At 69.6% G+C, this 26,999-nt stretch carries 15 protein-coding genes; 12 read left to right on the top strand and 3 right to left on the bottom strand.

Annotated features, from left to right (window positions below; all coding sequences use genetic code 11):
- The first annotated feature begins 50 nt into the window (after positions 1 to 50).
- The 4 genes from ACFYWM_RS23690 (at position 51) to mug (ending at position 6,415) form a co-directional block, all read left to right on the top strand.
- Positions 51 to 1,784, top strand: a complete 1,734-nt coding sequence (locus ACFYWM_RS23690; protein WP_389917612.1) for a 3' terminal RNA ribose 2'-O-methyltransferase Hen1 — start codon at positions 51 to 53, stop codon at positions 1,782 to 1,784.
- The gene (locus ACFYWM_RS23685; RefSeq protein ID WP_389917611.1) at positions 1,777 to 4,275 is read left to right on the top strand and encodes a polynucleotide kinase-phosphatase; all 2,499 of its coding nucleotides are present in this window, start codon (positions 1,777 to 1,779) and stop codon (positions 4,273 to 4,275) included. Before ACFYWM_RS23690 ends, ACFYWM_RS23685 begins: the two co-directional genes overlap by 8 nt.
- Before the next feature lie 112 nt (positions 4,276 to 4,387).
- Positions 4,388 to 5,797, top strand: a complete 1,410-nt coding sequence (locus ACFYWM_RS23680) for a sugar porter family MFS transporter (protein WP_389917610.1) — start codon at positions 4,388 to 4,390, stop codon at positions 5,795 to 5,797.
- A 51-nt stretch (positions 5,798 to 5,848) separates the two neighbouring features.
- A complete protein-coding gene (gene mug, locus ACFYWM_RS23675) occupies positions 5,849 to 6,415 on the top strand; it encodes a G/U mismatch-specific DNA glycosylase (protein WP_389917722.1) in 567 nt (188 codons plus the stop codon).
- A 67-nt stretch (positions 6,416 to 6,482) separates the two neighbouring features.
- On the opposite strand, the gene ACFYWM_RS23670 is transcribed toward mug, so the two are convergent.
- A complete protein-coding gene (locus ACFYWM_RS23670; protein ID WP_389917609.1) occupies positions 6,483 to 7,049 on the bottom strand; it encodes a DUF1707 domain-containing protein in 567 nt (188 codons plus the stop codon).
- Between the two features lie 7 nt (positions 7,050 to 7,056).
- Positions 7,057 to 7,848 carry a PadR family transcriptional regulator gene (locus tag ACFYWM_RS23665; protein WP_389917608.1) on the bottom strand — a complete coding sequence of 264 codons (792 nt, stop codon included), beginning with the start codon at positions 7,846 to 7,848 and terminating at the stop codon, positions 7,057 to 7,059.
- An 876-nt stretch (positions 7,849 to 8,724) separates the two neighbouring features.
- Between ACFYWM_RS23665 and ACFYWM_RS23660 the strand changes: the two genes are divergently transcribed.
- From ACFYWM_RS23660 to ACFYWM_RS23625, 8 genes are all read left to right on the top strand, one after another.
- Positions 8,725 to 9,450, top strand: coding sequence for a metal-dependent hydrolase (locus ACFYWM_RS23660; RefSeq protein ID WP_389917607.1), 726 nt, complete (start codon positions 8,725 to 8,727; stop codon positions 9,448 to 9,450).
- Positions 9,451 to 9,640: 190 nt separating this feature from the next.
- On the top strand, positions 9,641 to 12,412 hold the full coding sequence (gene acnA, locus ACFYWM_RS23655; RefSeq protein ID WP_389917606.1) for an aconitate hydratase AcnA: 2,772 nt from the start codon (positions 9,641 to 9,643) through the stop codon (positions 12,410 to 12,412).
- A gap of 407 nt (positions 12,413 to 12,819) precedes the next feature.
- The gene (locus ACFYWM_RS23650) at positions 12,820 to 13,938 is read left to right on the top strand and encodes a sugar ABC transporter substrate-binding protein (protein WP_389917605.1); all 1,119 of its coding nucleotides are present in this window, start codon (positions 12,820 to 12,822) and stop codon (positions 13,936 to 13,938) included.
- Positions 13,939 to 14,129: 191 nt separating this feature from the next.
- Positions 14,130 to 14,894 (top strand): ATP-binding cassette domain-containing protein, encoded by a 765-nt coding sequence (locus ACFYWM_RS23645; protein WP_389917604.1) that lies wholly within the window; start codon positions 14,130 to 14,132, stop codon positions 14,892 to 14,894.
- Positions 14,891 to 16,138, top strand: a complete 1,248-nt coding sequence (locus tag ACFYWM_RS23640; protein ID WP_389917603.1) for a sugar ABC transporter permease — start codon at positions 14,891 to 14,893, stop codon at positions 16,136 to 16,138. Before ACFYWM_RS23645 ends, ACFYWM_RS23640 begins: the two co-directional genes overlap by 4 nt.
- Positions 16,139 to 16,173: 35 nt before the next feature.
- Positions 16,174 to 17,382, top strand: a complete 1,209-nt coding sequence (locus ACFYWM_RS23635; RefSeq protein WP_389917602.1) for an ROK family protein — start codon at positions 16,174 to 16,176, stop codon at positions 17,380 to 17,382.
- A 288-nt stretch (positions 17,383 to 17,670) separates the two neighbouring features.
- A complete protein-coding gene (locus ACFYWM_RS23630; protein WP_389917601.1) occupies positions 17,671 to 25,908 on the top strand; it encodes a LamG-like jellyroll fold domain-containing protein in 8,238 nt (2,745 codons plus the stop codon).
- Positions 25,902 to 26,411 carry a hypothetical protein gene (locus ACFYWM_RS23625; protein ID WP_389917600.1) on the top strand — a complete coding sequence of 170 codons (510 nt, stop codon included), beginning with the start codon at positions 25,902 to 25,904 and terminating at the stop codon, positions 26,409 to 26,411. Before ACFYWM_RS23630 ends, ACFYWM_RS23625 begins: the two co-directional genes overlap by 7 nt.
- Before the next feature lie 118 nt (positions 26,412 to 26,529).
- Here ACFYWM_RS23625 and ACFYWM_RS23620 read toward each other — a convergent pair whose 3' ends face one another.
- Positions 26,530 to 26,961, bottom strand: a complete 432-nt coding sequence (locus ACFYWM_RS23620; RefSeq protein WP_389917599.1) for a hypothetical protein — start codon at positions 26,959 to 26,961, stop codon at positions 26,530 to 26,532.
- Positions 26,962 to 26,999 lie beyond the last annotated feature (38 nt).

The raw sequence follows: 26,999 nt of genomic DNA, 5'->3' as shown, positions 1-26,999 counted from the left end.
GGGCCGTTAACCGATGGCCGTCCCGGCATGGGTGCGGCAAACTGAACCGGGTGTTACTGACGATCTCCACCACCGTACGCCCCGCCACGGACCTCGGTTTCCTGCTGCACAAGCATCCCGACCGGGTCCAGGAGTTCGGGCAGTCGTACGGCGTGGCACGTGTCCTCTACCCCGAGGCGGGTGAGGAGCGCTGCACGGCCGCGCTGATGCTCGACGTCGACCCGATCCGCCTGGTGCGCTCGCGCGACCGGTCCACGCCCGACTACACGCTGGGCCAGTACGTCAACGACCGGCCCTACGCCGCGTCGTCGCTGCTGGCCGTGGCGCTGGCCGACGTGTTCCGCACGGCGCGCACCGGACGCTGCGACAGCCGTCCCGAGCTGGCCGCGGGGCCGATACCACTGGAGATCACCCTGCCCGTGCTGCCGTGCAAGGGCGGCCCCGAGCTCGCGCACCGGCTGTTCGAACCGCTGGGCTGGCGGGTCGAGGCGACCGCCCTGCCGCTGGACGAGGAGTTCCCCGAGTGGGGCGACTCCCGCTACGTGCGGCTGGTGCTGCGCGGGGAGGTCCGCCTGGCCGACGCGCTCAACCAGCTCTACGTGCTGCTGCCGGTGCTCGACGACGCCAAGCACTACTGGGTGGCCCCCGACGAGGTGGACAAGCTGATCAGGGCGGGCGAGTCGTGGCTGGCCGCCCACCCCGAGCGGGCTCTGATCACCCGCCGCTACCTCGGCCGTCGCTGGGCCCTCACCCGTACGGCCTTCGCCCGCCTCGCCGAGATCGGCGACGACGTGGAGGAGGACCTCGAACCCCCCGTCGAGGAGGACCCCTCGGCCGACCCCGGCGTGCCGGACCCCGCCCAGGAGAGCTCTGCCCAGGAGAGTCCCGTCCAGGAGAGCTCTGCCCAGGAAGGCCCGGTCGCGGAGGGGGGCGACGGTGGAGGCCCTGACGGGGCCCCGGCCAAGGGGAGCCCCGCTCGGGAAGGCTCCGCCACGGAAGATGACACCTCCGTGACGCCCGCCGCCGCCTCTTCGCCGCCCGGTACGCCCTCCGGCGCGCCGGGGACGCCGGACGAGGCCGGCACCGCCGGTGCCGCCAGGCGGCCGCTGAACACCCTCCGGCTGGAGGCCGTGCTCGCCACGCTGGAGGAGCTGGGAGTGAGCACCGTCATCGACCTCGGGTGCGGTTCGGGCCGCCTGGTCGGGGCGCTGCTCGAACGCCCCCGCTTCGGCAGGGTGGCCGGGGTGGACGTGTCCTCCCAGGCCCTGGCGCTCGCGGCCAGGCGCCTGAGGCTCGACCGGATGCCCGAGCGCCGGAGGGAGCGGCTGGAGCTGTTCCAGGGCGCGCTGACCTACACCGACGCCCGGTTCGCCGGGTACGACGCCGCGGTGCTGATGGAGGTCGTCGAGCACGTCGACCCGCCGCGCCTGGACGCGCTGGAGCGGGTGGTCTTCGGAACCGCCCGGCCGGGACACGTGATCGTCACGACCCCGAACGTCGAGTACAACGTCCGCTACGAGTTCCTGAACGGCGCCCGTCACCCCGACCACCGCTTCGAGTGGACCCGCGCCGAGTTCCGCGCGTGGGCGGCGAAGGTGTGCGGCGAGTACGGCTACCGCGTCGAGTTCCTGCCGGTGGGCGACGACGACCCCGAGGTCGGCCCGCCCACCCAGATGGCCCTGTTCGGCCTCACGGACACGAAAGATTCCGGAAGAAGCACGGACACGTCCGTGAGCACGGGAAGCACGGGAAGCACGGGAAACGAGGGAGGTGGAGATGACTGAGATCGCCGTACCCGAGATGTCGCTGGTCGTGCTCGTGGGGGTGTCCGGCAGCGGCAAGTCGACCTTCGCCGCCAGGCACTTCGCGCCGACGCAGGTGATCTCCTCCGACTTCTGCCGGGGGCTGGTCGCCGACGACGAGAACGACCAGGCCGCCACCCCCGACGCCTTCGACGTGCTCCACTACATCGTCGGCACCCGCCTGCGGCGCGGGCTGCTCACGGTCGTGGACGCCACGAACGTGCAGTGGGAGGCCCGCAAGCAGCTGATCGCGCTCGCCAAGTCGCACAACGTGCTGGTCGACGCGATCGTCCTGGACGTGCCCGAGGAGGTGGCGGTCGCGCGCAACGAGTCCAGGCCCGACCGGGACTTCGGGGCACGCGTGGTCATCAGGCAGCGCAAGGAGCTGCGCCGTTCCATGGGCCGGATCTCCCGTGACGGCTTCCGCCGGGTCCACGTGCTGCGCGGGACCGAGGAGATCGAGGCCGCCACGGTCGTCACCGAGAAGGCGTGGACCGACAGGCGCGAGCTGACCGGCCCGTTCGACATCGTGGGCGACGTGCACGGCTGCCGCGCCGAGCTGGAGACGTTGCTGCGCGACCTCGGCTGGCAGGTCGATCCCGGCGGCGCCGGGGCCGTCCACCCCGAGGGCAGGACCGCGGTGTTCGTCGGCGACCTGGTGGACCGGGGGCCCGACTCGCCGGGCGTGCTCCGGCTGGTCATGGGCATGGTCGCGGCCGGGACCGCGCTGTGCGTGTCCGGCAACCACGAGCAGAAGCTGGCCCGCGCGCTCAACGGCCGCAAGGTCCGGGTGGCCCACGGCCTCCAGGAGTCGCTGGACCAGCTGGCCGCCGAGCCGGAGGAGTTCAGGCGGGAGGCGCTGGCCTTCATGGAAGGGCTGATCAGCCACTACCAGCTCGACGGGGGCAGGCTCGTCGTCGCCCACGCCGGGCTCAGGGAGGACTACCACGGCCGCGCCTCCGGCAGGGTCCGCTCCTTCGCGCTGTACGGCGACACCACCGGCGAGACCGACGAGTACGGCCTGCCGGTGCGCTACCCCTGGGCGCGCGAGTACCGGGGCCGGGCCATGGTCGTCTACGGCCACACCCCGGTCCCCGAGACCGAGTGGATCAACAACACGATCTGCCTGGACACCGGGGTGGTCTTCGGCGGGCGGCTCACCGCCCTGCGCTACCCGGAGCGGGAGATCGTCTCGGTGCCCGCCGAGCGCGTCTGGTACGAATCGGTCAGGCCGCTCACCGCTCCCGGCCACCGCGATCCCGGCCTGCTCTCCGTCGACGACGTCCGGGGCACCCGCCACATCGAGGTGCGTCACGGCGGTGGTCACATCAAGGTCCGCGAGGAGAACTCGGCCGCCGCACTGGAGATCATGAGCCGGTTCGCGGTGGACCCACGCTGGCTGGTCTACCTCCCGCCGACGATGGCGCCGCCGGAGACCTCCCGCCTCGACGGCTACCTGGAGCACCCGGCCGAGGCGTTCGCCGAGTTCGCGGCGGCCGGGGTGACCCGGGTGGTGTGCGAGGAGAAGCACATGGGCTCGCGGGCGGTGGCCGTGCTGGCCGCCGACCCGGGGGTGGCGGCGGCGCGCTTCGGGATCACCGACGGCGGCGCCGGGGCGGTCTACACCCGCACCGGACGGCCGTTCTTCGCCGACACCACCGAGCTCGTCGACAGGCTCAGGCGGGTGTGCGCGCCGCTGATGGAGGAGCTGGGGTCTGACTGGGTCGCCCTCGACTGCGAGCTGCTGCCCTGGTCGGCGAAGGCCGAGGGGCTGATCCGCGGCCAGTACGCCTCGGTGGGCGCCGCGGCGCGTACGGTGCTGCCCGAGGCGGTCACCGTGCTGGAAGCGGCGGCCGGGCGCGGGTTGGATGTGGGCGATCTGTTGGACCGCACCCGCCGCCGCTCCACCAACGCTGCCCGTTTCAGGCAGGCATATGCACGTTACTGCTGGCCTGTCTCCGGGCTGGAGGGCCTCCGCCTGGCACCGTTCCAGATCCTCGCCTGCGAGGGCAGGGCGACCGCGATCCAGGAGCCGCACTCCTGGCACCTGGACCTGCTGTCCCGGCTCGACGACCCGCTGATCGCGCCCACCCGGCACGTCTTCGCCGACCTGACCTCGCCGGAGTCGACGGAGGCGGCCACGGCCTGGTGGTCGGAGCTGACCGCCGAGGGCGGCGAGGGTATGGTCGTCAAGCCGCTGGACCCGCCGGACGGGCGCAGCCGGGTGCAGCCCGGGATCAAGGTGCGCGGGCGCGAGTACCTGCGGATCATCTACGGTCCCGACTACACCGAGAGCCTGGACGTCCTGCGCCACCGGTTCCTGGGCCGCAAGCGCTCGCTGGCCCTGCGCGAGCACGCGCTGGGTCTCGAGGCGCTCTCCCGGCTGGCCGAGAAGGAGCCGCTGTGGCGGGTGCACGAGGCGGTCTTCGCCGTCCTGGCCCTGGAGTCCGAACCGGTCGACCCCCGGCTGTAGCCCCCGGCCGCGATGCCGACAGGGACGGCGCCGGTGGGGGACGGCCGGGATGGGGCCGTCCCCGAAAGGCCGGGGCCATGTCTCAAACCCCCTTCCGGGGGAAAGAACCCTTATGGCCAGAACCGCTCCCACGGGCACCTCCGGTGAGAACATCGGGCACGTCGTCTTCATCACCGCCGCCGCGGCGATCGGCGGCTTCCTCTTCGGGTACGACAGCGCCGTCATCAACGGCGCCGTCACCGGGATCGAGAAGAACTTCGACGTCGGCCCCGTCCAGACCGGTTTCGTGGTGGCGATCGCGCTGCTGGGCTCGGCACTGGGCGCCTGGATCGCCGGAGGGCTGGCCGACCGCTGGGGGCGCACCAGGACGATGCAGGTGGCCGCGATCCTGTTCGCGGTGAGTTCCATCGGCCAGGCCCTGCCCTTCGCGCTCTGGGACCTGGCCTTCTGGCGGGTGCTCGCCGGCGTGGGCATCGGCATGGCCTCGGTGATCGGCCCCGCCTACATCGCGGAGGTCGCGCCGCCCGCCTACCGGGGACGCCTGGGGTCCTTCCAGCAGCTCGCGATCGTGCTGGGCATCGCGGTCTCCCAGCTGGCCAACTACGCGATCGCGGAGCGGGCCGGGGGCGACGTCAACAACGAGCTGCTCGGGCTGCAGGCCTGGCAGTGGATGCTCGGCGCCTGCCTGATCCCCGCCCTGCTCTATCTGGTCTTCGCGACGGTCATCCCCGAGTCGCCGCGCTTCCTCATCGCGGTCGGGAGGTCGGACGCGGCCCGCAAGGTGCTGGCGGAGGTCGAGGGCGAGGGAAGCGACCTGGACGCCCGGGTGGCGGAGATCGAGACCTCGCTGCGCAGCGAGCGCCGCCCCCGCCTGCGCGACCTGCGCGGCGGGCGGCTCGGGCTGCTGCCGATCGTCTGGATCGGCATCCTGCTCTCCGTCTTCCAGCAGTTCGTCGGCATCAACGTCATCTTCTACTACTCGGCGTCGCTGTGGCAGTCGGTCGGCATCAACCAGTCGGACTCGCTGCTCATCAGCTTCTCCACCTCGATCATCAACATCGTCGGCACGTTCGTCGCCATCGCGCTGGTCGACAGGATCGGCCGACGGCCGCTGCTGCTGATCGGCTCCGCGGGCATGACGGTCGCGCTCGCCGTGGCCGCGTGGGCGTTCAGCGCGGGCGTCCCGAGCGGCGAGGCCGTCAAGCTGCCCGAGGCCCAGGGCACGGTCGCCCTGATCGCCGCGCACGTCTTCGTGCTGTTCTTCGCCCTGTCGTGGGGTGTGATCGTCTGGGTGCTGCTGGGGGAGATGTTCCCCAACCGCATCAGGGCCGCCGCGCTCTCGGTGGCCGCCGCCGCCCAGTGGGTGGCCAACTGGCTGATCACCGTCTCGTTCCCGTCGCTGAGCGAGTGGAACCTGGCCGGTGCCTACGTGGGATACGCCGCCTTCGCCGCGCTCTCCTTCGTCTTCGTGCTGTTCAAGGTACGGGAGACCAAGGGGCGAAAGCTCGAGGAGATGGGTTAGGTTCGCCCCGTGCCGTCCAAGGAGCAGGAGAACACCCCGCCCGTGAGGCGCGTGACCTCCGGAGCGCGGGTCCCGGCGCGGCCGAGCCGCGCCGAGATCGAGGCGGCCGGGGAGGAGAGGACGATCGAGGACGTGCTCGGGCCCTCGCTGGACGTGCTGTTCTGCGGGATCAACCCCGGCCTGTACTCCGCGGCCACCGGCCACCACTTCGCCCGCCCCGGCAACCGCTTCTGGCCCGCGCTGCACCGCTCCGGCTTCACCCCCCGGTTGCTCTCGCCCGCCGAGCAGGACCTGCTTCCCTCGTACGGGCTGGGGATCACCAACGTGGTGCGGCGGCCCACCGCGCAGGCGGCGGAGCTGTCCGCGGCGGAGTTCCGCGCGGGCGGGGAGCGCCTGGCGGGGCTGGTCGCCGAGGTCCGGCCGAAGGTGCTGGCGGTGGCGGGGGTGACCGCCTACCGGCAGGCGTTCGGTGTGCCCAAGGCCGTGATCGGGCCGCAGGAGAGCGAGATCGGCGGCGCGGCGGTGTGGGTGCTGCCCAACCCGAGCGGCCTGAACGCGCACTGGACGCTGGACGGGATCGCGGGGGAGATGCGAAGGCTCCGCGAGTCCCTCGCCTGAGCCGCCCGGGCGAGCGCGCCGCGCCCGCCCGGGGCCCGTCGGGGACGGGGTCGGAACGTGGCCGGGGTCAGAACGTGGCCGGGGGGCCGACCCGGCGGGAGCGGGTCCTGGAACGCCCGCGTCCGCGGCGGAGCGTGCTCAGCACCGCCATCACCAGCCAGGCGAGGAAGACGAACTTGAGCGCCCCGAACCCGCCGATCAGCACCCCGGCCACCATCACCGGGATGATCAGGGGGAAGAACGGCGGCCCGCCGCGGTGCCCCATGCGGTGGTGGCTCCAGCCCCGGTGATCCCTGGGACGGTGACGCCCCCAGGGGTGGGCGTGCGCGCGGTGCCGGTGGCCCGGCTCCCACGGCCTTCTTCCCGGGCCCCAGGGAGCCCCCGGGCCCCAGGGAGCCCCCGCGCCCCAGGGACCCCGGGCGTCCTCGGACTCCTCCGTCCGGGAGGCGTTCGGGCCGGGAAGATCCGCGCTCACCCGGGCCAGCTCGCCGCCGGTCCGCGCGGACAGGGTCATCTCCAGGCGCTCGTCGAGCTCCTCGCGAGTCAGGCGGCCCTGCACGTAGTGCTCGCGCAGGGACTCCATCGCCACGTCACGCTCGGCGTCTCCGATACGGAGGTCGTCTCGGGGCGTCATGGTCAGGTCACTCCTCGCCGGTGTCGCCGTCGGCCAAGATCTGGTAGAGCTTGCGGCGCGTCTCGACCAGGGTCTGCTTGGCCTGCCGGATCTGCGCGTCGCTGCCGGTCTGCAGGATCTGGAGCATGGCGAACCCCGACTGGCGGGTGATGTCCATCAGCTCCCAGGTGCTGTCGTCGACGTCGGGAGTCATCTCCTCCCACGGGGCGCGTACCTCGTCGGCGTGCTCGGTCACGTAGGCGCGTCCGGCGTCGGTGAGGGCGAAGGTCTTGCGCCCCTCGCTCTCCTCGGCCAGGACCAGGCCCTCGTCGGTGAGCTGCTGCAGGGCCGGGTAGACCGCTCCCGGGCTGGGCTTCCAGCCGCCCTCGCTGCGCCGCTCGATCTCCTGGATGATCTGGTAGCCGTTGCGCGGGGACTCGGTGAGCAGGGCGAGGATCGCCGCGCGGACGTCGCCGCGCTTCGCCTTGCGCCCCCTGCCGAACGGCGGGCCGCCGAAGGGGCCACCGCCGAACGGGCCTCTGCCCCCCCTGCCGCCCCGGCCCATGTCCCAGGGGAAGCCGCCGAGGGGGAAGGGGCCGCGGTGGCCGCGGTGACGGTGCTCGTGAGGCCCGCCCTCGTGGTGCTCACGGTGCTCGTGGTGCGTGTGGTGCGGCGGGCGGGGGCCGTGCTCGGGGCCACCCTCGTGCCATCCGGCGGCCATCTGCCGCCACGCCCGCCTGGCCGCGCGCTTCATCTCGCGCCTGACCTCGGGGGAGCCGAACCCGCCCCAGGGGGCGTCCATCGCGTTGGACGGTGTCATGTCGTACCTCCATGACGCGATCGTCTTTTGATCGCTCTCGATGCTTCAAAGATATATCGAGAACATTCTGCCAGCAACCTCATGTCATGAAATTGGGGTTCTGTGCGACATGGGGCATCTGGCTGCTGTCATGAGCCACAGGGGCCCGTTTTGTCAGCTTTTGCCCACCTTTCGGCCTAAATTGCAGAGAGTAGTGACTGGTTACTCTAAGTAGAAGTGAGGCAGATCACGTAATTCTTGCCGGATTCTGGAACAAGTACTGAGACCTGCACGTTACAAAGGACGTAGACGGGATTCGTTCCGTGCCGGAAGGGCTGGGGGGTGCTTTCGGCGCGGAACGGTCCCGTCTGTCGTTTCCGCACCTCCTTCCTGGTCGCGCCGACGTTTCCGCACGTCACCTCTTGATCGCGACTCTCCCGGGATCACTTCCCGGCCTTCCGGTGAAGACTCCCGCGAGGCCCTCCGCTCCCGGCGCCGCCTCCCTCCGCTTCCAACGCCGCCTCCGGCCGCTCCGGGCCCGCCCGTGACCGCTCCGGGCCCGCCCGTGACCACTCCCGGCTCGCCTCCTGAAGGCGATCACTCCGCCGGGACGCTCCGGAACCCTTGCCCCAGGCACCATTCACCCGTTCCATCCGTTCCCCATCCGTAGGAAGATTCGGATGGCAGTCACCTCTCGTGAAGGGACGGGGAGATCGAAGCGGACCGTCGTCGCCCCCGGGCGACCCCGGAGTCGGCCGGAAACGATCAGCGCACGCGCGGTGGGGCCATGTCGCCCCCACGACACGCCGAAGGCGTGAAATGGCACGGTCCTCCATCTGGAGGAGGCTTTGACGTACAGTCTCCCGAGGTGATCTTGATGGGGGTTTTTGACCGATGATGGGGCATACGCATGCGCTGACGGGTGCGATCGCGTGGCTGGGGGTGGCGCCCGCGCTGGCCGCGCTGCCCCTGCTGACCGAGACGTCCAGGTTCATCGAGACCGGCGTCATGGTCAACGCGCTCAACCCGGCCGAGTTCGTCGCCGGGGCCATCATCTGCGCCGGTGCCGCGATGCTGCCGGACCTCGACCATCCGAGCGCGACGATCGCGCAGACGTTCGGGCCGGTCACCTGGGGGCTGAGCAAGGCGGTCTCGTGGCTCGCCGGGGGCCACCGCAACGCCACCCACTCGCTGGTGTTCGCGATCGCCGCGGGCTTCGGCGCGCACTACCTGGCCAACACCTATCCGATCGGCCGCGACATCCTGGTGGTCCTGCTCATCGGCCTGGCGCTGCGGGCGATCGGCATCGGCATCCCGGGCAAGAAGTTCGCCTCGGCGATGCTCAACGTGGGCATGACGGCCGGGCTGTTCGTGGTGTTCCGCAGCGACCACGTGGAGTACGCCTGGCTGGGGCTGGCGGTCGCGATCGGGTGCCTCACCCACGTCGTGGGTGACTGCTGCACCGAGAGGGGCTGTCCGGTGCTCTGGCCGATGCGGCAGAAGTGGCTGCTGCCGTGGAAGATCGGCATCAAGACGGGCCGCGCCTTCGAGCAGAAGTTTCTCGCCCCGGTACTTTCCGTCATCGTTCTCGGGCTGCTGTATCTTCGCCTCGCCCCGCAGTGATCATACTGGGGAGTAATTTGATGTCGAGATACTCCGGGCGATATCTTGATATCGAGACATCCGCTGCAACCTGTCGGTGACCTGGAAGTTAGGCGAACCTAACAGTCAAGGGCGCTCAGGGGGTGCGGCAGGATTCAATCGCGCCCTATGTGCCGGCGCGCCAGACATCAGGTGATGAGGGAGGCGAACCGTGTCCGCGAACAGCTTCGGCAGCCGTGACACGCTCCGCGTCGGTGACGCGGAGTACGAGATCTACCGGCTGGACGCCGTGGAGGGGGCGGGACGTCTCCCGTACAGCCTGAAGATCCTTCTGGAGAACCTGCTCCGCACGGAGGACGGCGCGAACATCACCGCCGACCACATCCGCGCGATCGGCCAGTGGGACCCCAAGGCCGCCCCGAACGTGGAGATCCAGTTCACCCCGGCCCGCGTGATCATGCAGGACTTCACCGGCGTCCCGTGCGTCGTCGACCTGGCGACCATGCGCGAGGCCGTGCGCGACCTCGGCGGCGACCCCGCCAGGATCAACCCGCTCGCCCCGGCCGAGATGGTCATCGACCACTCGGTCATCGTCGACTTCTTCGGCGGCGCCGACTCCTTCCAGCGCAACGTCGACCGGGAGTACGAGCGCAACCGCGAGCGCTACCAGTTCCTGCGCTGGGGCCAGACCGCCTTCGACGAGTTCAAGGTCGTCCCGCCGGGCACCGGCATCGTGCACCAGGTCAACATCGAGCACCTGGCCCGCGTCGTGATGGTCCGCGATGGGAAGGCGTACCCGGACACCTGCGTCGGCACCGACTCCCACACCACCATGGAGAACGGCATCGGCGTCCTGGGCTGGGGCGTCGGCGGCATCGAGGCAGAGGCCGCGATGCTCGGCCAGCCGATCTCCATGCTCATCCCGCGCGTGGTCGGCTTCAAGCTCACCGGCAAGCTCCCGGCCGGGGCCACCGCCACCGACCTGGTGCTCACGATCACCGAGATGCTCCGCAAGCACGGCGTCGTCGGCAAGTTCGTGGAGTTCTACGGCGACGGCGTCTCCAGCGTGCCGCTGGCCAACCGGGCCACGATCGGCAACATGAGCCCCGAGTTCGGCTCGACCTGCGCGATCTTCCCGATCGACGGCCAGACGACCGACTACCTCACGCTGACCGGCCGCCCCGCCGAGCAGGTCGCCCTGGTCGAGGCCTACGCCAAGGCCCAGGGCATGTGGCTCGACCCCGAGGCCGAGGAGCCGGTCTTCTCCGAGTACATCGAGCTGGACCTGTCGACGGTCGTCCCGTCGATCGCCGGTCCCAAGCGTCCCCAGGACCGCATCGCGCTGTCGGACGCCAAGAGGGCCTGGCGCGCGGCCGTCAAGGACTACGTGTCGAGCGAGCAGGGCCCGCTCGACGAGGCGTCCGGCGAGTCCTTCCCCGCCTCCGACTCCCCGGCCGTCTCCCACGACGACAACGGCGACAAGCCGCACCCGGCGAATCTCAACGGCGAGCGCCCGCACAAGCGCGTGCGGGTCACGCTGGCCGACGGCACCGACTTCGAGATCGACCACGGCGTGGTCACCATCGCCGCGATCACCAGCTGCACCAACACCTCCAACCCGTACGTCATGATGGGCGCCGCGCTGCTCGCCAGGAACGCGGTCGAGAAGGGCCTGACCCGCAAGCCGTGGGTCAAGACCTCGCTCGCCCCCGGCTCGCAGGTCGTCACCGGCTACTTCGAGCGCTCGGGCCTGCAGCCGTACCTCGACAAGATCGGTTTCAACCTGGTCGGCTACGGCTGCACCACCTGCATCGGAAACTCGGGCCCGCTGCAGGAGGAGATCTCCGCCGCCATCCAGGAGAACGACCTCGCGGTCACCGCCGTGCTGTCGGGCAACCGCAACTTCGAGGGCCGGATCAACCCCGACGTCAAGATGAACTACCTGGCCTCGCCGCCGCTGGTCGTCGCCTACGCCCTCGCGGGCACCATGGACCTCGACCTGAACAACGAGCCGCTGGGCGTGGGCTCGGACGGCGAGCCGGTCTTCCTCGCCGACATCTGGCCGGCGCCCGAGGAGATCGCGGCGGTCGTCGCCTCCTCGATCGACCAGGAGATGTTCCTGCACGACTACGCGGACGTGTTCAAGGGCGACGAGACCTGGCGCTCGCTGCCGATCCCGACCGGCAACACCTTCGAGTGGGACCCGGACTCGACCTACGTCCGCAAGGCCCCCTACTTCGAGGGCATGCCGCCCGAGCCGGAGCCGGTGACCGACATCTCCGGCGCCCGGGTGCTCGCGAAGCTGGGCGACTCGGTCACCACCGACCACATCTCCCCGGCCGGCGCGATCAAGGTCGGCACCCCCGCCGCCGACTACCTCAAGGAGAACGGCGTCGGGGTCAAGGACTTCAACTCCTACGGCTCGCGCCGGGGCAACCACGAGGTCATGATCCGCGGCACCTTCGCCAACATCCGGCTGAGGAACCTGCTGCTCGACGGCGTGGAGGGCGGCTACACCCGCGACTTCACCGTCGAGGGCGCGCCGCAGTCCTTCATCTACGACGCCTCGGCCAACTACCAGGCCGCGGGCATCCCGCTCGTGGTCCTGGCGGGCAAGGAGTACGGTTCGGGCTCCTCGCGCGACTGGGCGGCCAAGGGCACCGCGCTGCTCGGCGTCCGCGCCGTCATCGCCGAGTCCTACGAGCGCATCCACCGCTCCAACCTCATCGGCATGGGCGTGCTGCCGCTGCAGTTCCCCGAGGGCGAGACGGCCGCGTCGCTGGGCCTGACCGGCGAGGAGACCTTCGACGTCGTCGGCGTCGAGGCCCTCAACGAGGGCGGCGTCCCGCAGACCGTGACGGTCAGGGCCGACGGCAAGGAGTTCCAGGCGGTCGTGCGCATCGACACCCCCGGAGAGGCCGACTACTACCGGCACGGGGGCATCATGCAGTACGTCCTGCGCTCCCTGCTCGCCAAGAGCTGAGCAGGGGGGCGAGGCCGCACGTAAGCCTCGCCCGCATGGGGGCACACCCCAGACGAGAACCGCCCGGCGGGACACCATCCCGCCGGGCGGTTCCGTGCTTTCCGAGGGCGTTTCAAGGAGAGGTCCGGGGAAAAGGGCAGCTCGGAGCCGCGGTCCCGGTAACGGCGAAGGTGTCGGAAAGGGGAGGGGGCACCCGGTCCCGAGGCGGTTAAGGGCGCGTTTCTGGATTGTTACCGGCCACAACAAACTTTACCTCGGGTGGGTCTGGCGCTCCAGGCCAACGGCGGAATACGTTGCCGCAAACAACATTCAACGGAACGGTGAGCCGAGACCCGGACAGCCGTACCCGCGAATTCGGCATGCCGCACGTCCGTACCCCCCAATTTCGAAGAAAGGACCCGTGCACCATGCGCAAGGGGATCCTCAGCCTTACCGCCGCCGCCGCGGCGATGACCCTCGGCCTCACCGCTTGCGGGAGCGACAGCCCCGAGACCAGCGCTTCGAGCAGTGCCGCCCCCGCTGAGAGCACGGCGGCCGCCGCGGGCAAGGTCGGCGTCATCCTTCCCGACAGCAAGTCCTCCGCCCGCTGGGAGACCGCGGACCGCAAGTACCTGGAGGAGGCGTTCAAGGCCGCGGGTGTCGCCTACGACATCCAGAACGCCCAGGGCGACAAGACCCAGTTCCAGACCATCGCCGACCAGATGATCACCAACGGGGCCACGGTCCTGATGATCGTCAACCTCGACAGCGGCACCGGCAAGGCCGTACTCGACAAGGCCAAGGCGCAGGGCGTGGCCACCATCGACTACGACCGCCTCACCCTCAACGGCGGCGCCCAGTACTACGTCAGCTTCGACAACACCAAGGTCGGCACCCTGCAGGGTGAGGGCCTGGTGAAGTGCCTGACCGACAAGAAGGCCGAGAAGCCGATCGTCGCCGAGCTCAACGGCTCGCCGACCGACAACAACGCCACGCTGTTCAAGAACGGCTACGACGGCGTGCTCAAGCCCAAGTACGACTCCGGCGACTACGTCAAGGGCCCGGACCAGTCCGTCCCCGACTGGGACAACGCCCAGGCAGGCACGATCTTCGAGCAGATGCTCACTGAGCAGCCGAAGATCGCCGGTGTCCTGGCCGCCAACGACGGTCTCGGCAACGCCGCCATCGCGGTACTGAAGAAGAACAGCCTGAACGGCAAGGTCCCGGTCACCGGCCAGGACGCCACCGTGCAGGGCCTGCAGAACATCCTCGCCGGCGACCAGTGCATGACCGTCTACAAGGCGATCAAGAAGGAGGCCGACGCGGCCGCCACGCTGGCCATCGGCCTGGCCAAGGGCGAGAAGCCCGCGGCGACCGGGAGCGTCAAGGACAGCGAGAGCGGCGCCGACGTGCCCGCCGTCCTCCTCGACCCGCAGCCGATCTTCTTCGACAGCGTCAAGGACGTCGTCGCCGACGGCTTCGTGACCAAGGAAGAGCTGTGCACCGGCGAGTTCGCCGACAAGTGCACCGAGGCCGGAATCCAGTAGGGCGTGGAGGGCGCGGCCGGACCTCCCCCGGCCGGCCGCGCCCTCGCGCTCGATCGCGGCACACCTCATCCTGTGACGCCGGGAGCCGCGACAGGCGAGCGTCTCCCGGCGTCACGGGGCGGGACGCCGCCCGCAGGCGCCCGAGCCGCGCGAGCTTCGCCGCGCGAACCGAACACAGGGAGCACAACCCCATGACCCCCGCACTGGAACTCCGCGGGATCGACAAGAGTTTCGGTCCCGTACAGGTCCTGCACGACGTCTCCCTCTCCGCGTACGCCGGAGAGGTGACCGCGCTGGTCGGCGACAACGGCGCAGGCAAGTCGACCCTCGTCAAGTGCGTCGGAGGCATCCACTCGATCGACTCCGGCGAGTACTTCTTCGACGGCAAGCCCGTCCAGATCGGCAGCCCGCGCGACGCGGCCGACCTGGGCGTCGAGATCGTCTACCAGGACCTCGCGCTCTGCGACAACCTCGACATCGTCCAGAACATGTTCCTCGGCCGCGAGCACCGGCGCGGCATCGTCCTCGACGAGGACACGATGGAGGAGATGGCGGCCAGGACCCTGGAGAGCCTGTCGGTCAGGACCGTCAAGTCCATCCGCCAGCTCGTCGCCAGCCTCTCCGGCGGCCAGCGCCAGACGGTGGCCATCGCCAAGGCCGTGCTGTGGAACAGCAAGGTCGTCATCCTCGACGAGCCCACCGCCGCCCTCGGCGTCGCCCAGACGGCGCAGGTGCTGGAACTGGTCCGGCGCCTGGCCGACCAGGGTCTGGCCGTCGTCCTGATCTCGCACAACATGAACGACGTCTTCGCGGTGTCCGACCGGATCGCCACCCTTTACCTCGGCCGGATGGCGGCCCAGGTCAAGACCTCGGACGTCACCCATGCGCAGGTCGTCGAACTGATCACCTCCGGCCGCAGCGGGGACCTCGGCCTCACCAACGGAGCCACCGTATGACCGCCACGATCTCACCGAAGACCGCACACGAGGCACCCTCGATCAGGACGAACGTCCGCGGCTACGCCGAGAGGGTACGCGGCGGCGACATGGGCGCGCTGCCCGCGGTGTTCGGCCTCGTGGTGCTCTGCACGATCTTCGCCGTCCTGCGGCCCTCCTTCCTGACTGCGGGAAACTTCGCCAACCTGTTCACCCAGGGCGCCGCGGTCACCGTGATCGCCATGGGCCTGGTCTTCGTGCTGCTGCTCGGCGAGATCGACCTGTCGGCGGGCTTCGCCAGCGGCGTCTGCGCCGCGGTACTCGCGATCATGCTCAGCAGCCAGGGGCTGCCCTGGTACGTGGCGGTGGGCGCGGCGATCCTCACCGGCGTGGTGATCGGCACCTCGATCGGCTCCATCGTCGCGAAACTCGGCATCCCGTCGTTCGTGGTGACGCTCGCGGCCTTCCTCGCCTTCCAGGGCCTGGTCCTGCTGCTCGTCAAGGGCGGCACCATCATCGCCATCCGCGACGAGACCATCCTGTCGATCGCCAACAAGAACCTCCCGCCCACGTTGGGCTGGATCCTGCTGGCCGTGGGCGTCGCCGCCTACGCCGGCCTCCAGCTGCTGCGTTCCCGCAAGCGGGCCTCCCGGGGCCTCACCTCCGACCCGATCTCGCTCATCGCGGTCAGGGTCGGCGCCCTCGCGCTGCTCGGCGGCCTGGCGGTCTACTTCCTCAACATCGAGCGCAGCCGCAACGTCGCCGTCGTCTCCCTGGCGGGCGTGCCGCTGGTGGTGCCCATCATCGTGGTGCTGCTGCTCGTCCTGACGTTCGTGCTGCGCCGCACGGCGTACGGGCGCCACCTGTACGCGGTCGGCGGCAACGCCGAGGCCGCGCGCCGGGCGGGCATCAACGTCGACCGGATGAAGATCAGCGCCTTCGTGATCTGCTCCTCCATGGCCGCCGTCGGTGGCATCATCGCCGCCTCGCGGGCCAGCTCGGTCGACCCCAACACCGGCGGCAGCAACGTGCTGCTCTACGCGGTCGGCGCCGCCGTCATCGGCGGCACCAGCCTGTTCGGCGGCAAGGGCCGGGTGCTGGACGCCATCCTCGGCGGTGCCGTGGTCGCGGTCATCGAGAACGGCATGGGCCTGATGGGCTACAGCTCCGGGGTGAAGTTCATGGTGACCGGATCGGTCCTGTTGCTGGCCGCCATGGTGGACGCGCTGTCCCGCAAGCGGGCGGCCGCCACTGGTCTAAGGTGATCAGCGACTCCGATTCACCGAAGGAACACCACGCCATGCGGGCAGGCCCCTCCCAAGAGGAGATCAGGCGCCACAACCTCGGGGCACTGCTCAGGCACGTCCACCTGAGCGGCCCCACCTCGCGCGCGGAGCTCACCAACCGGATGGGCCTCAACCGCAGCACCATCATGGCCCTCACCGCCGACCTGACCGCCGCCGGGCTGGTCAGGGAGGAGCTCCCCCGGGAGACGGGCCGGGCCGGGCGCCCGTCCCTGGTGGTCCGCCCGGAGTCGGCGCGGGTCTACGTGTTCGCCTTCGACGTGGGCGTCGACCGGCTGGTCGCCGCCCGCGTCGGGCTGGGCGGCACCATCCTCGACCGCCGCGAGACGGTACGGCGGCGCGGGGACTTCTCCCTGGAGGAGATCGTCGGCCCGCTCGCCGCCTTCGCCCGGCAGATGCACCGCAGGACCCGCCCCGACACGGTGTGCGTCGGGGTGGCGGCGGCCTTCTCCGGGGGAGTGGGACGCGGCGACGGGGTCGTCAGGTTCGGGCCCAACATGGTCACCGTGGACGACGTGCCGTTCTCCGAGGAGATGACCCGCCGGCTGGGCTTCGGCCTGCCGGTCACCGTCGGCAACGACGCCAACCTCGCCGCCCTCGCCGAGCAGACCCGGGGCGTCGGCGTCGGCTGCCGGGACCTCGTCTACCTCCACGGCGACGTCGGCATCGGCGGGGGAGTGATCGTCAACGGCCAGCTGCTCGGCGGCCACCTGGGCTTCGGCGGCGAGGTCGGGCACATGATCGTCAATCCCGACAAGGGCCGGATCTGCGGGTGCGGCTCGCACGGCTGCCTGGAGGCGGAGGTCGGCGAGCGCGCCTTCCTGGAGGCCGCGGGCCGCTTCGGCTCCCGGGTCGGCAGGGACGCCGTCCGCGCCGCGGTCGACGCCGCCGACCGGGGGGACGTCGTCGCGCAGGCGGCCCTGAGCCGCGTCGGCGACTGGCTCGGCCTGGGCGTCTCCAACCTCGTCAACCTGTTCAACCCCGAAATGGTCGTCTTCGGGGGAACGCTCAGGGAGATCTACCTCGGCTCCGCCGCGCAGGTCCGCAGCCGCCTCGCCCTCGACGCCCTGCCCCCGTGCCGCGAGCAGCTGCGCCTGCGCACCTCGGCCCTCGGCGATGACGCCACCCTCGTCGGCGCCGCCGAACTGGCCTTCTCCCAGGTCCTCGCCGACCCTCTCGAGGTCCTCGCCCGCGCGGGCTCCTGATCCTCTTGGCTCCCGGGCCCTGTTCTCAAACCTCGCGCGCGTGCCCGCTTCCTGACCGCATCCGGCCATGTGCTTTTAATCATGAAATTTAGTGATTTGTAGTGAATTGCGGATGTTTGGGGTTTTCGGCTGTTCAAGTGGAACTTGTGGCTTATGAGTGGGTCGGGTTACATTCCTGACGATCATTTGTGAGCGGGCTGGGAACTTGCTGTGAGGCATCCTCGCCTGGCGGTCTCGCGCGCCCGAACAGGGCTCCCTGATTGTCGACGGGTCGGAGGATGACGGCACATGGGCCGTTCTGCTTGGCTGCTCGGAAACACCCGCCTGCTGCGCTGGGCGGTGATGGCGACACTGTTCCTCGCCGTCCCCGGACTGATCCAGCTGACGGCGGAACCCGCCAGGGCGGAACCGGCACCCCCGGTGCAGCCCGTCGCCCCGGTGCAGATGACAGGGTCGGCACAGGGCCGGCCCACCCACACGGACGCGAGCGCGACCATGGCGAAGCCGGACAGGCCGGCCGGCCCCGTGGTGAAGCCCAAGTGGCCCAAGAGGGCACTGCGCCCGGACTCGCGCCCCCTGCACCGGCGACCTGCGGAGCGCCGGCCGGAGAAGCGGACGGGTACGTCGAAGAAGCAGGAGAAGCCGGTGGAGGCCCCGAGGAAGACCGCCGCCTCCGGCGCGGCCGGCTGCCTGCACGCCGCCTGGTCGAGCTTCGTGACCTACACCTCGGGTGACACCGTCTCCTACGACGATCACGACTGGGTCGCCGTCTGGCCGACCCGGGGCGTGGCGCCGGACGACTTCCGGTGGACCGACAAGGGGCCCTGCGCCGTCAGCGGGGGCGGCAACCCGTCCTCTCCCGAGATCGTGGACATGTTCCCCGACGACGGTGCCTCCGTCTCCTCGCTGACCCCGCTGCTCGTGGCCCACGCCGCCTCCTCCGACAGCGGTTACACCCCGCTGCGCTACACCTTCGACGTCTGCCGGACCTTCGAGGAGGAGCCCGGAGAGTTCCCCTTCCCGATCCCCCCTGACGGCGAGGAGGAGTGGTGCTGGTCGTCGGGGCTCCAGCCCCCGGGGGTCAACACCATCCGGGTGCCCGCCGGCCGGCTCGCGTGGGGCAAGAACTACGTCTGGTCGTTCACCGCCACCGACACCTCCAGGGACGCGCAGGCGAGCTCGGAGCAACTGGCCTTCACCACCGGGGTCCGCCAGCACGGCATTACCTCCCAGCTCACCGCGCGCGGGGCGAACGGCCAGGAGTTCCACCAGCTGGCCGGGAACTACACGACGGCCTTCGTGGACGCGTCGGTCAAGACCGCCGGCCCCCAGCTCAACGTCACGCGTTCCTACAACAGCCAGGACCCCCGCACCACCGGCATGTTCGGCGCCGGCTGGTCGACCAGGTTCGACATGGGGATCAGAACCGAGGCGTTCGAGGGCGGCACCGCCCTGCTGGTCACCTACCCGGACGGGCGCAGGCTCCGGTTCGCCCCCAACGGTGACGGGACCTTCCAGCCGCCGCCCGGCATGCACGCCACGCTCGCACAGGTCACCGGCGGGGGCTGGCGGCTGATGGACAAGTCCTCCACCTCCTACACCTTCGACGCGACGGGCCGGCTGACCAGGGTCAGCGACAGCAGGGGACGGGCCCAGAACCTCACCTACGGCGGCGACGGCAGGCTCGCCAGGGTCGTCGCGGACGGCGGCAGGTCGCTGACGTTCGCCTGGACCGGCGCCCAGGTCACCTCCGTCTCCACCGACCCCGTCGGCGGCGCCCCGCTCACCTGGACCTACCAGTACGAGGCGGGCAAGCTCGTCAAGGCGTGCTCGCCGGTCGCGGCGCCCAACTGCACCTCGTACGCCTACGGCTCCGGCTCGCAGTACCAGAGCGTGGTCCAGGACGCCGACCCCGCCGGGTACTGGCGGTTCGGCGAGCCCCCGACCGTTCCGCGGCCCCAGCCGACGGGCCCGCCCGATCCCTTCTGCGAGCTCTACCCCGAGGAGTGCGAGGGGACGCCGACCACCACGGCGACCGGCCTGGGCTGGGCGGCGGGTAGCGCCGACTACCAGGGGGTGACCCTCGGCCAGACCGGGGCGCTCACCGGATCGGGCAACGGCGCGGCCACCTTCTCCTCGGCGGACGAGAACGTCAGCGAGGTCAAGCTTCCCGACCACGTCGTCCCCAGGCTCGGCTCCGACCTGGCGGTCGAGGCGTGGTTCAAGACCGCCTCCCACGGCATCGTCCTGTCGCTCCACGAGAACATCGCCGAATGGTTCGGTGCCACCGAGCCCACGATCTACGTGGGCACCGACGGCAGGCTCCGCGGCCAGTTCCGCACCGGCAGGGACGACGACCACGTCATCTCGCCCATCACCTCCGCCGCCCCGGTCAACAATAACCAGTGGCATCACGTCGTCCTGTCGGCGACCGGGCAGACCCAGACGCTCTACCTCGACGGCCAGCAGGTCGGGACCCTCGCCCGCAAGGCCGACAACAGCTGGCTGCCGCAGGCCACCGTGGGCAACGGGTTCATCGCGGACAACTGGCCGGCGACGATCCCCGAGGCCGGGGAGCCCGTCAGGTTCCCCTTCAACGGCCAGATCGACGAGTTCGCCCTCTACGACACGCCGCTCTCCGCCGCGCAGGTGACCGCGCACTACACCGCCGCCCGCACCGCGGTGCCGTACAAGCTCACCAAGATCACCCTGCCGTCGGGCCGGGTGTGGGCCGAGAACGTCTACGACGCCGCGACGGAGCGGATCAAGACGCACACCGACCAGCACGGAGGCGCCTGGCAGGTCGGTGTGCCGGTGTTCGACCCGGAGACCGGCATGTCGGTGGTCACGGTCACCGACCCGCACAACGGCAAGCTCCTCTACGAGCACGACGCGCTGCGCGGCTACCGCCAGGTGTCCGAGACCGACCAGCTTGGTAAGAAGAGCGTCACCGAGTACGACGAGGGCGGTTTCCCGCTGGTGGAGACCGACCGCAACGGAGAGATCTCCTACTTCGGGCACGACAAGCGGGGCAACCGGATCTTCGAGGCGCAGTGCGGCAGTGACTGGAGCAGTCCCTTCCCGTGCACGACGGAGTACAACTCCTACTACCTGAACGCCGCCAACGAGTTCGACGCCCGCAACGACCAGCTCGTCGTCTCCCGCGACGGCAGGTCGGCGTCGGAGACCGACGACACCTACGCGACCCGCTGGGAGTTCGACACCTTCGGCGACCTGCTCAAGGAGACGACCCCCGCGACCCCCGACTTCCCCAACGGCCGCTCCTCGACGTACACCTACACCGACGGCACCGAGCCCGCCGTAGGCGGCGGCCTCACTCCGGCGGGGCTGCTGGAGTCGGAGAAGGACGCCAAGGGCAACGAGACCGCCTACCGCTACACCGTCTCCGGCGACCTGGCCGAGGAGAAGGACCCGTCGAACCTGGTGACGACGTACGGCCACGACGCGCTGGGCCGGGTCACGTCGAGGAAGGAGGTGTCGCAGGCCAACCCCGCCGGCATCACGACCAGGTTCACCTATGACGGCGCGGGCCGTCTCGTGACCCACACCGGGGCCGGGGTCAGGAACGAGGTCACCGGTGTCACGCACACCACCGAGACGCGCTCGGCGTACGACGCCGACGGCCTCAAGCTGAGCGAGACCGTCGTCGACCTCACCGGGGGAGACCCCGAGCGCAAGGTCGCCTACACCTACGACACCTACGGCCGGGTGGAGACGATCACCGGCGCCGAGGGCGGGGTGATCCGGCACGCCTGGGACCACACCGGCGCGCGCACCGGGACGACCGACGAGCTGGGCAACGTCCTGAGCTACGCCTACAGCGTGCGGGGCGAGCTGACCTCGCGCACCCTGAAGAACTGGCGGGGCAGCCCGGTCAACCCGCAGACCCCCAGGGACCTGGTCCTGGAGTCCTTCACCTACGACCCCGAGGGCCGCCTGGCCACCAGGACCGACGTGATGGGCCGCAAGCTGTCGCGCACCTACTTCCCCGACGACTCCCCGGCCCGGATCATCGCCGAGGACGTCAGGCTGAACGGCGACACCGATCCCTGGAACGTGGTCCTGGAGGACAACACCTACGACGCGGCGGGGAACCTCGTCAGCCAGATCACCGGGGACGGGGCCGAGGAGACCGTCTACGTCTACGACGCCGCCGACCGCCTCACCTCCGAGACGTTCGACCCCCAGGGGTTGGCCCGTAAGACGGCCTACGTCTACGACGCCAACGACAACGTGACCAAGGAGACGTCGACCGCCGCCGGGACGACCCGCACGGAGGTGACCGAGGCGGCCTACAACGCCGACGACCTGCTGACGCGCAGGACGGTGGAGAACGGCGCCCAGGACATCGTCACCTCCTGGACGGTCGACGACCGGGGCCTGGTCGTCGCGATGACCGAACCGCGGGGCAACGCGCAGGGCGCGAACGCGGCCGACTTCACCACCGCCTACCGCTACGACACGGCCGAGCAGCTGATCGAGGTCAAGGCGCCGCAGGTCAAGGTGGAGAAGGCCGGGACAGTGGCCGACGCCCGCCCGACCCTCAGGTACGGCTACGACAGCGCGGGCCGCAGGACGCACTCGGTCGACGCCGAGGGCGGGACCACCACGAAGGCCTTCGACCGGCTGGGGCGCACCACCTCGGTGACGGGAGCGGCCTACACCCCGCCCGGCGGCAGCACGCTGACCCCGAAGACGAGCTACGCCTACGACGCCGCCGGCAGGGTCACCAAGTACACCGACGCCCGCGGATCGGTGTGGAACACCGAGTACGACGCGCTGGACAACCGGGTGCGCGTGACCGAGCCGGGGCCGAACGGCCAGCCGGGCGGCCAGTGGACCTACGAGTACGACACCGCCGGTGAGCTGCTGGCGAGCGTCAACCCCCTGGGCGCGCGGACGCAGGCGACCTACGACGACCTCGGCCGCCAGATCACCGCGACGATCGTGGAACGCAAGCCGACGCCGAAGACGCTGATCACGCGGATGGAGTACGACCAGTCCGGCAACAAGGTCAAGGAGACCCTGCCGGGCAGCGGGCGAGTCTTCGAATACGCGTACAACCCCGCCGGGGAGGTCGTCTCCGAGACCGACCCCCTGAACAAGGTGACCAGGTACCAGTACGACCTGGCCGGCCGCACCGTCAAGGTCACCGACCCCCTCGAGAACGCCTCCGTCACCGAGTACGACCTGGCCGGCAGGGAGACCGCGGTCAAGGACCTCAACAGCTCCGGAGTGACGCAGCGCACGTTCGGCACCGGGTACGACGTGGCCGGCAACCCGGTCACCGAGACCTCGGGCGAGAACCGGGTCGTGCGGCGCTCCTACGACGCGACCGGGGCGATGGTCGAGCTGGTGGAACCGGTCACGGACACCGACTCGATCACGACCACGTTCGGGTACGACGCGAACGGCGAGATGACCCGGAGCACCGACGGGCGGGGCAACACGGTCTGGACGGCCTACAACAGCCTCGGCCTGCCGGAATCGGTGATCGAGCCCGTCACGCAGGCGCACCCGGCGGCGGCCGACCGGACGTGGACCACCCTCTACGACGCGGCCGGCAACACCACCGCCGTCGTGCAGCCCGGCGGGGTCCGTGTCGACAGGGAGTACGACCACCTCGGGCGGCTCACCAAGGAGACCGGCACGGGCACGCAGGCCGCCACGCCGGTGCGCGTCTACGGCTACGACCTGGCCGGGCGGGACACCGCCATCGGCGACTACAACCTGGAGTACGACGACAGGGGGCTGCTGACCAAGGTCTCCAAGGGGACCACCCAGGTGGCCGCCTTCGCCTACGACGACACGGGCAACGTGACCCAGCGGGTGGACCCGTCAGGGACGGCGACCTTCGGCTGGGACGTCGACGACCGGCTGAGGACGGCGGGCGAACCCGTGACGGGCCGTTCCTTCACCTACGGCTACGACGACGCCGACCGATTGACCTCGCTGACCTCGGCGACGCCGAGGACGACGCAGGCGTTCGGCTACGACGCGATGGACCGCATCACCAGCCACTCGCTGAGGAACACCTCCGGCACCGAGATCGCGAAGATCACCTACGGCTGGAACAAGGACGACAGCCTCGTCTCCAAGACGACGACCGGCACGGCCGGCGCCGGCGCCAACACCTACGGCTACGACCACGCCGGGCGGATGACCTCGTGGAAGGCGCCGAACGGGAACGTCACCACCTACGAGTGGGACGCCTCGGGCAACCGGACACGCGCCGGGAGCGAGACCTTCGCCTACGACCAGCGCAACCGGGTGACCTCGGGCGGCGGGACGGACTACACCTACACGCCGCGCGGCACGCTCGCCACCGAGACCACCGGCGGGGTCACCAGGAACCTGACGTTCGACGCCTTCGACCGGCTGGTCACCGACGGGGACGCCACCTACGCCTACGACGGCCTCGGCCGCCTGGCCTCCCGCACCCAGGGAGGCTCGACGGAGAACTTCGCCTACTCCGGGCTGGAGAACGACATCGTCGCGGTGACCGACGGGGCGGGCGCCGTCAAGGCCAGGTACGGCCGGGACCCGTCCGGTGACCTGCTCGGCCTCAAGGAGGGGACCGCCGCCGCCGTCGGGGTGATGTCGGACCAGCACGGTGACCTGGTGGGCACCTTCTCCGGCACCGCGCTGGTCGACTCCACCGCCTACGACCCGTACGGCGAGGTGACGGCCAGGACCGGGACGGCCGCCAGGCTGGGGTACCAGGGGGAGTACACCGACCCGGTCACCGGCAAGGTGAACATGCACGCCCGCTGGTACGTGCCCGGAACCGGCGGGTTCGCCTCCCGCGACGACGTGACGCTGAGCCCCTACCCGTCGATCAACCTCAACCGCTACACCTACGCCATGGGCGACCCGATGTCGCTCGACGACCCGACCGGCAACTGCCCGTTCTGCATCCCGCTGCTGTTCCACGCCGCGCGGATCGCGGCGCAGATCATCGCCCGGCAGATCGCGCAGCGGATCGCCGCCGAGGCCGCCAAGCGGATCGCGGCGGAGGCGGCCAAGCGGATCGCCGCCGAGGCCGCGAAGAGGGCCGCCAAGCAGGCGGCGAAGCAGGCCGCCAAACAGGCCGCGAAGAAGGCCGCGAAACAGAGCGCCAAGCAGGCCGCCAAGCAGGGGGCCAAGAAGGCCGCGAAACAGAGCGCGAAGAAGGCGGCCAAGCAGGGGATCAAGAAGGGGATCAAACAGGCCGTCAAGAAGGGCATCAAGCAGGCCCGCAAACAGGTCGGCAAGAAGGTGACCAAGCAGGCCGCCAAGAAGGCGGCGAAGAAGGTCGCCAAGAAGACGGCCAAGTCCACCAAGAAGGCGGTCAAGAAGGCCGCGAAGCAGGTCGCCAAGACCACCAAGAAGGCCGCCACGAAGGCGAAGTCCAAGGCCAAGGGCAAGTCGACCAAGTCGAAGCAGCAGCAGAAGAACGAGGTCTCCATCGAGATCGGCGGTGACGCCGGCGACATCGGCAGCGCCGAGCCGGTCGACCTGGGCATCGAGTTCTGCGGCAGCTTCAAGGCCTGCGTGAAGGACGTCGTCGAGGACCTCGTCGAGAACAGCACCGAGGACCTGGTCGACGACATCATCGACGAGGTCGCCCCCGACCTGCCCGTGGACCTCCCCGGAGCGGGGGGCTCGTGCGACGGCGGGCGCAAGCCCAACAGCTTCGTGCCCGGCACCCGGGTCCTGATGGCCGACGGCTCCACCAGGGCCATCGAGGACGTCAGGGTCGGCGACCACGTCGCGGCCACCGACCCCGCCTCCGGCGTCACCGAGGCCAGGCCCGTCACCACCCTGATCACCGGCGACGGCGTCAAGGACCTGGTCCGCGTCACCATCGACCTCGACGGCCTCCGCGGCGACGCCACCGACGTCGTCACCGCCACGGACGAGCACCCGTTCTGGGTCCCGTCCCTGCGCGAATGGGTGAACGCCGGAGACCTCGAACCGGGCATGTGGCTGCGCACCTCAGCCGGCACCCACGTCCAGATCACCGCCCTCAAGAAGTCGACCGCCGTCCAGCGAGTCCACAACCTGACGGTCGACGGCCTGCACACGTATCACGTTGTCGCAGGCGATCACGATGTTCTTGTTCACAACAGCGGTCCAGGAAAGCCTGACGATGAACTTCTGTCGGATGCAAAATCTTTGCACGAAACAATGCGTTCGTCGTATGGAGACCGTGCCTACAATGGTACAACTGTTGCAACCGGCGAATTTGGTGGAGAGCACGTCTATACAGTTAATCGAAACAAGACGAATCCCGCTATGCGAACGTTGGCGGATAGCCTTGGATATACGCGGGTTAGCGGATCGAAGTATATGGGTCCGAATCAGACTGACGCAGAGCAGGTAATGCTAAATGCTGTGGATAATGGGCGCCTTTCGGATCAGGGTAGAATGGCAACCTCTCGCCCGCCGTGTGGGCCCAGTCGACAGGACTGTGCCGGACGGATTGGCGAATATCCAGGTATTGATCTAGTTGGAGGGTGCTGATGTTGCTCTGGGACTATGAGATGGCTTCAGAGCGAGAAAATCTAGCTATCCTTAGTCTGCCTGAACGGCTTGCGTTGGCCGTGGTGGCCATCGAGTGGACGTTGGAAACGATGTCCCCACCAATCCAAGATGGTGCCACGCTCGCTTTCCTGGATAAGGCCTTAAGAGCTTTCCGTCATGCTGTAGCTGAAAATCGAGGGTCAGTTTCGGAGCAGCCAGAACTTGTGGAAGAATTTGATGACGTGTACGAGGGAACCGAAGAGCCCGGCACCGCTCATCTTCTTTCGGCGGTAATGGAGTGTTGTGAAGCTTCCGACGGCCTGAACGCAGAAGGGGCGTATAACGTTCTTTCTTACTGTTATGAAGGGGCAATGGACAGGGAAGACATCGCCGATCTAAACGTAGAGGCTGAGCGCAATAACAGGCGATGTAATTCAGTGATTTTATATCAACGCGACCTTGTTCGAAGTGCGCTAATTCGTGGCGGTCATAAAGGTTTCTGATCTGTATTTAACATGAAAATTCCGTGAAAAGATCGGGCTCCGCCGTCTGGCCTGTGGTGATCAGTGAAATATCTTGTTACCGGCACCCGGAGGCGTGGGTGCCGGCGGTGGTGTGGGGTTACTTCACGAGACCGGCGACCAGGTGGCGCAGCTCGATGTGACCGGCCTTGAGCTCGGCGACATCGCCCTCGACGCGCTTCATGGAGAGCTCCAGGTTGCCGACGGAGCGCTTGACCACGGAGATCTCCTCGCGGAGCTCGGCGTGACCGGCGCGCATCTCGGCGCGCAGTTCGTCCTGCCCGGCGCGCAGTTCGTCCTGTCCGGCGCGGAGTTCGTCCTGTCCGGCGCGGAGTTCGTCCTGCCCGGTTCGGAGCTTGTCCATGTCCGCCCGCATTTCAGACATCTCCGTCCGGATTCCGGACACCTCCGTTCGCAGGTCGGCCAGAACCTCCAGGATCCCGGCGTTGATCACCTTGTTCTCCTCGTTCGCCAGGCGAAACTTGGCGACGTCCGTCTCCAGGACGCGCAGGCGGGTGTCGGTCGTGTCCATTCTGTCTTCTCCTTGCCATCGACCAGCGGGGGGACCGG

It is taken from the genome of Streptosporangium sp. NPDC002721, assembly GCF_042888905.1.
GTDB lineage: Bacteria > Actinomycetota > Actinomycetes > Streptosporangiales > Streptosporangiaceae > Streptosporangium.
Note: the sequence above shows the minus strand (reverse complement) of the source record. Positions and strands in the feature narration are given on the sequence as shown.

Bases quoted from the DNA above. Each gene is read 5' to 3' on its own strand.
- ACFYWM_RS23620 (WP_389917599.1), bottom strand. From the start codon at position 26,961: ATGGACACGACCGACACCCGCCTGCGCGTCCTGGAGACGGACGTCGCC.
- ACFYWM_RS23650 (WP_389917605.1), top strand. From the start codon at position 12,820: ATGCGCAAGGGGATCCTCAGCCTTACCGCCGCCGCCGCGGCGATGACC.
- ACFYWM_RS23680 (WP_389917610.1), top strand. From the start codon at position 4,388: ATGGCCAGAACCGCTCCCACGGGCACCTCCGGTGAGAACATCGGGCAC.
- ACFYWM_RS23645 (WP_389917604.1), top strand. From the start codon at position 14,130: ATGACCCCCGCACTGGAACTCCGCGGGATCGACAAGAGTTTCGGTCCC.
- ACFYWM_RS23640 (WP_389917603.1), top strand. From the start codon at position 14,891: ATGACCGCCACGATCTCACCGAAGACCGCACACGAGGCACCCTCGATC.
- ACFYWM_RS23630 (WP_389917601.1), top strand. From the start codon at position 17,671: ATGGGCCGTTCTGCTTGGCTGCTCGGAAACACCCGCCTGCTGCGCTGG.
- ACFYWM_RS23635 (WP_389917602.1), top strand. From the start codon at position 16,174: ATGCGGGCAGGCCCCTCCCAAGAGGAGATCAGGCGCCACAACCTCGGG.
- ACFYWM_RS23660 (WP_389917607.1), top strand. From the start codon at position 8,725: ATGGGGCATACGCATGCGCTGACGGGTGCGATCGCGTGGCTGGGGGTG.
- ACFYWM_RS23665 (WP_389917608.1), bottom strand. From the start codon at position 7,848: ATGACACCGTCCAACGCGATGGACGCCCCCTGGGGCGGGTTCGGCTCC.
- ACFYWM_RS23685 (WP_389917611.1), top strand. From the start codon at position 1,777: ATGACTGAGATCGCCGTACCCGAGATGTCGCTGGTCGTGCTCGTGGGG.
- ACFYWM_RS23670 (WP_389917609.1), bottom strand. From the start codon at position 7,049: ATGACGCCCCGAGACGACCTCCGTATCGGAGACGCCGAGCGTGACGTG.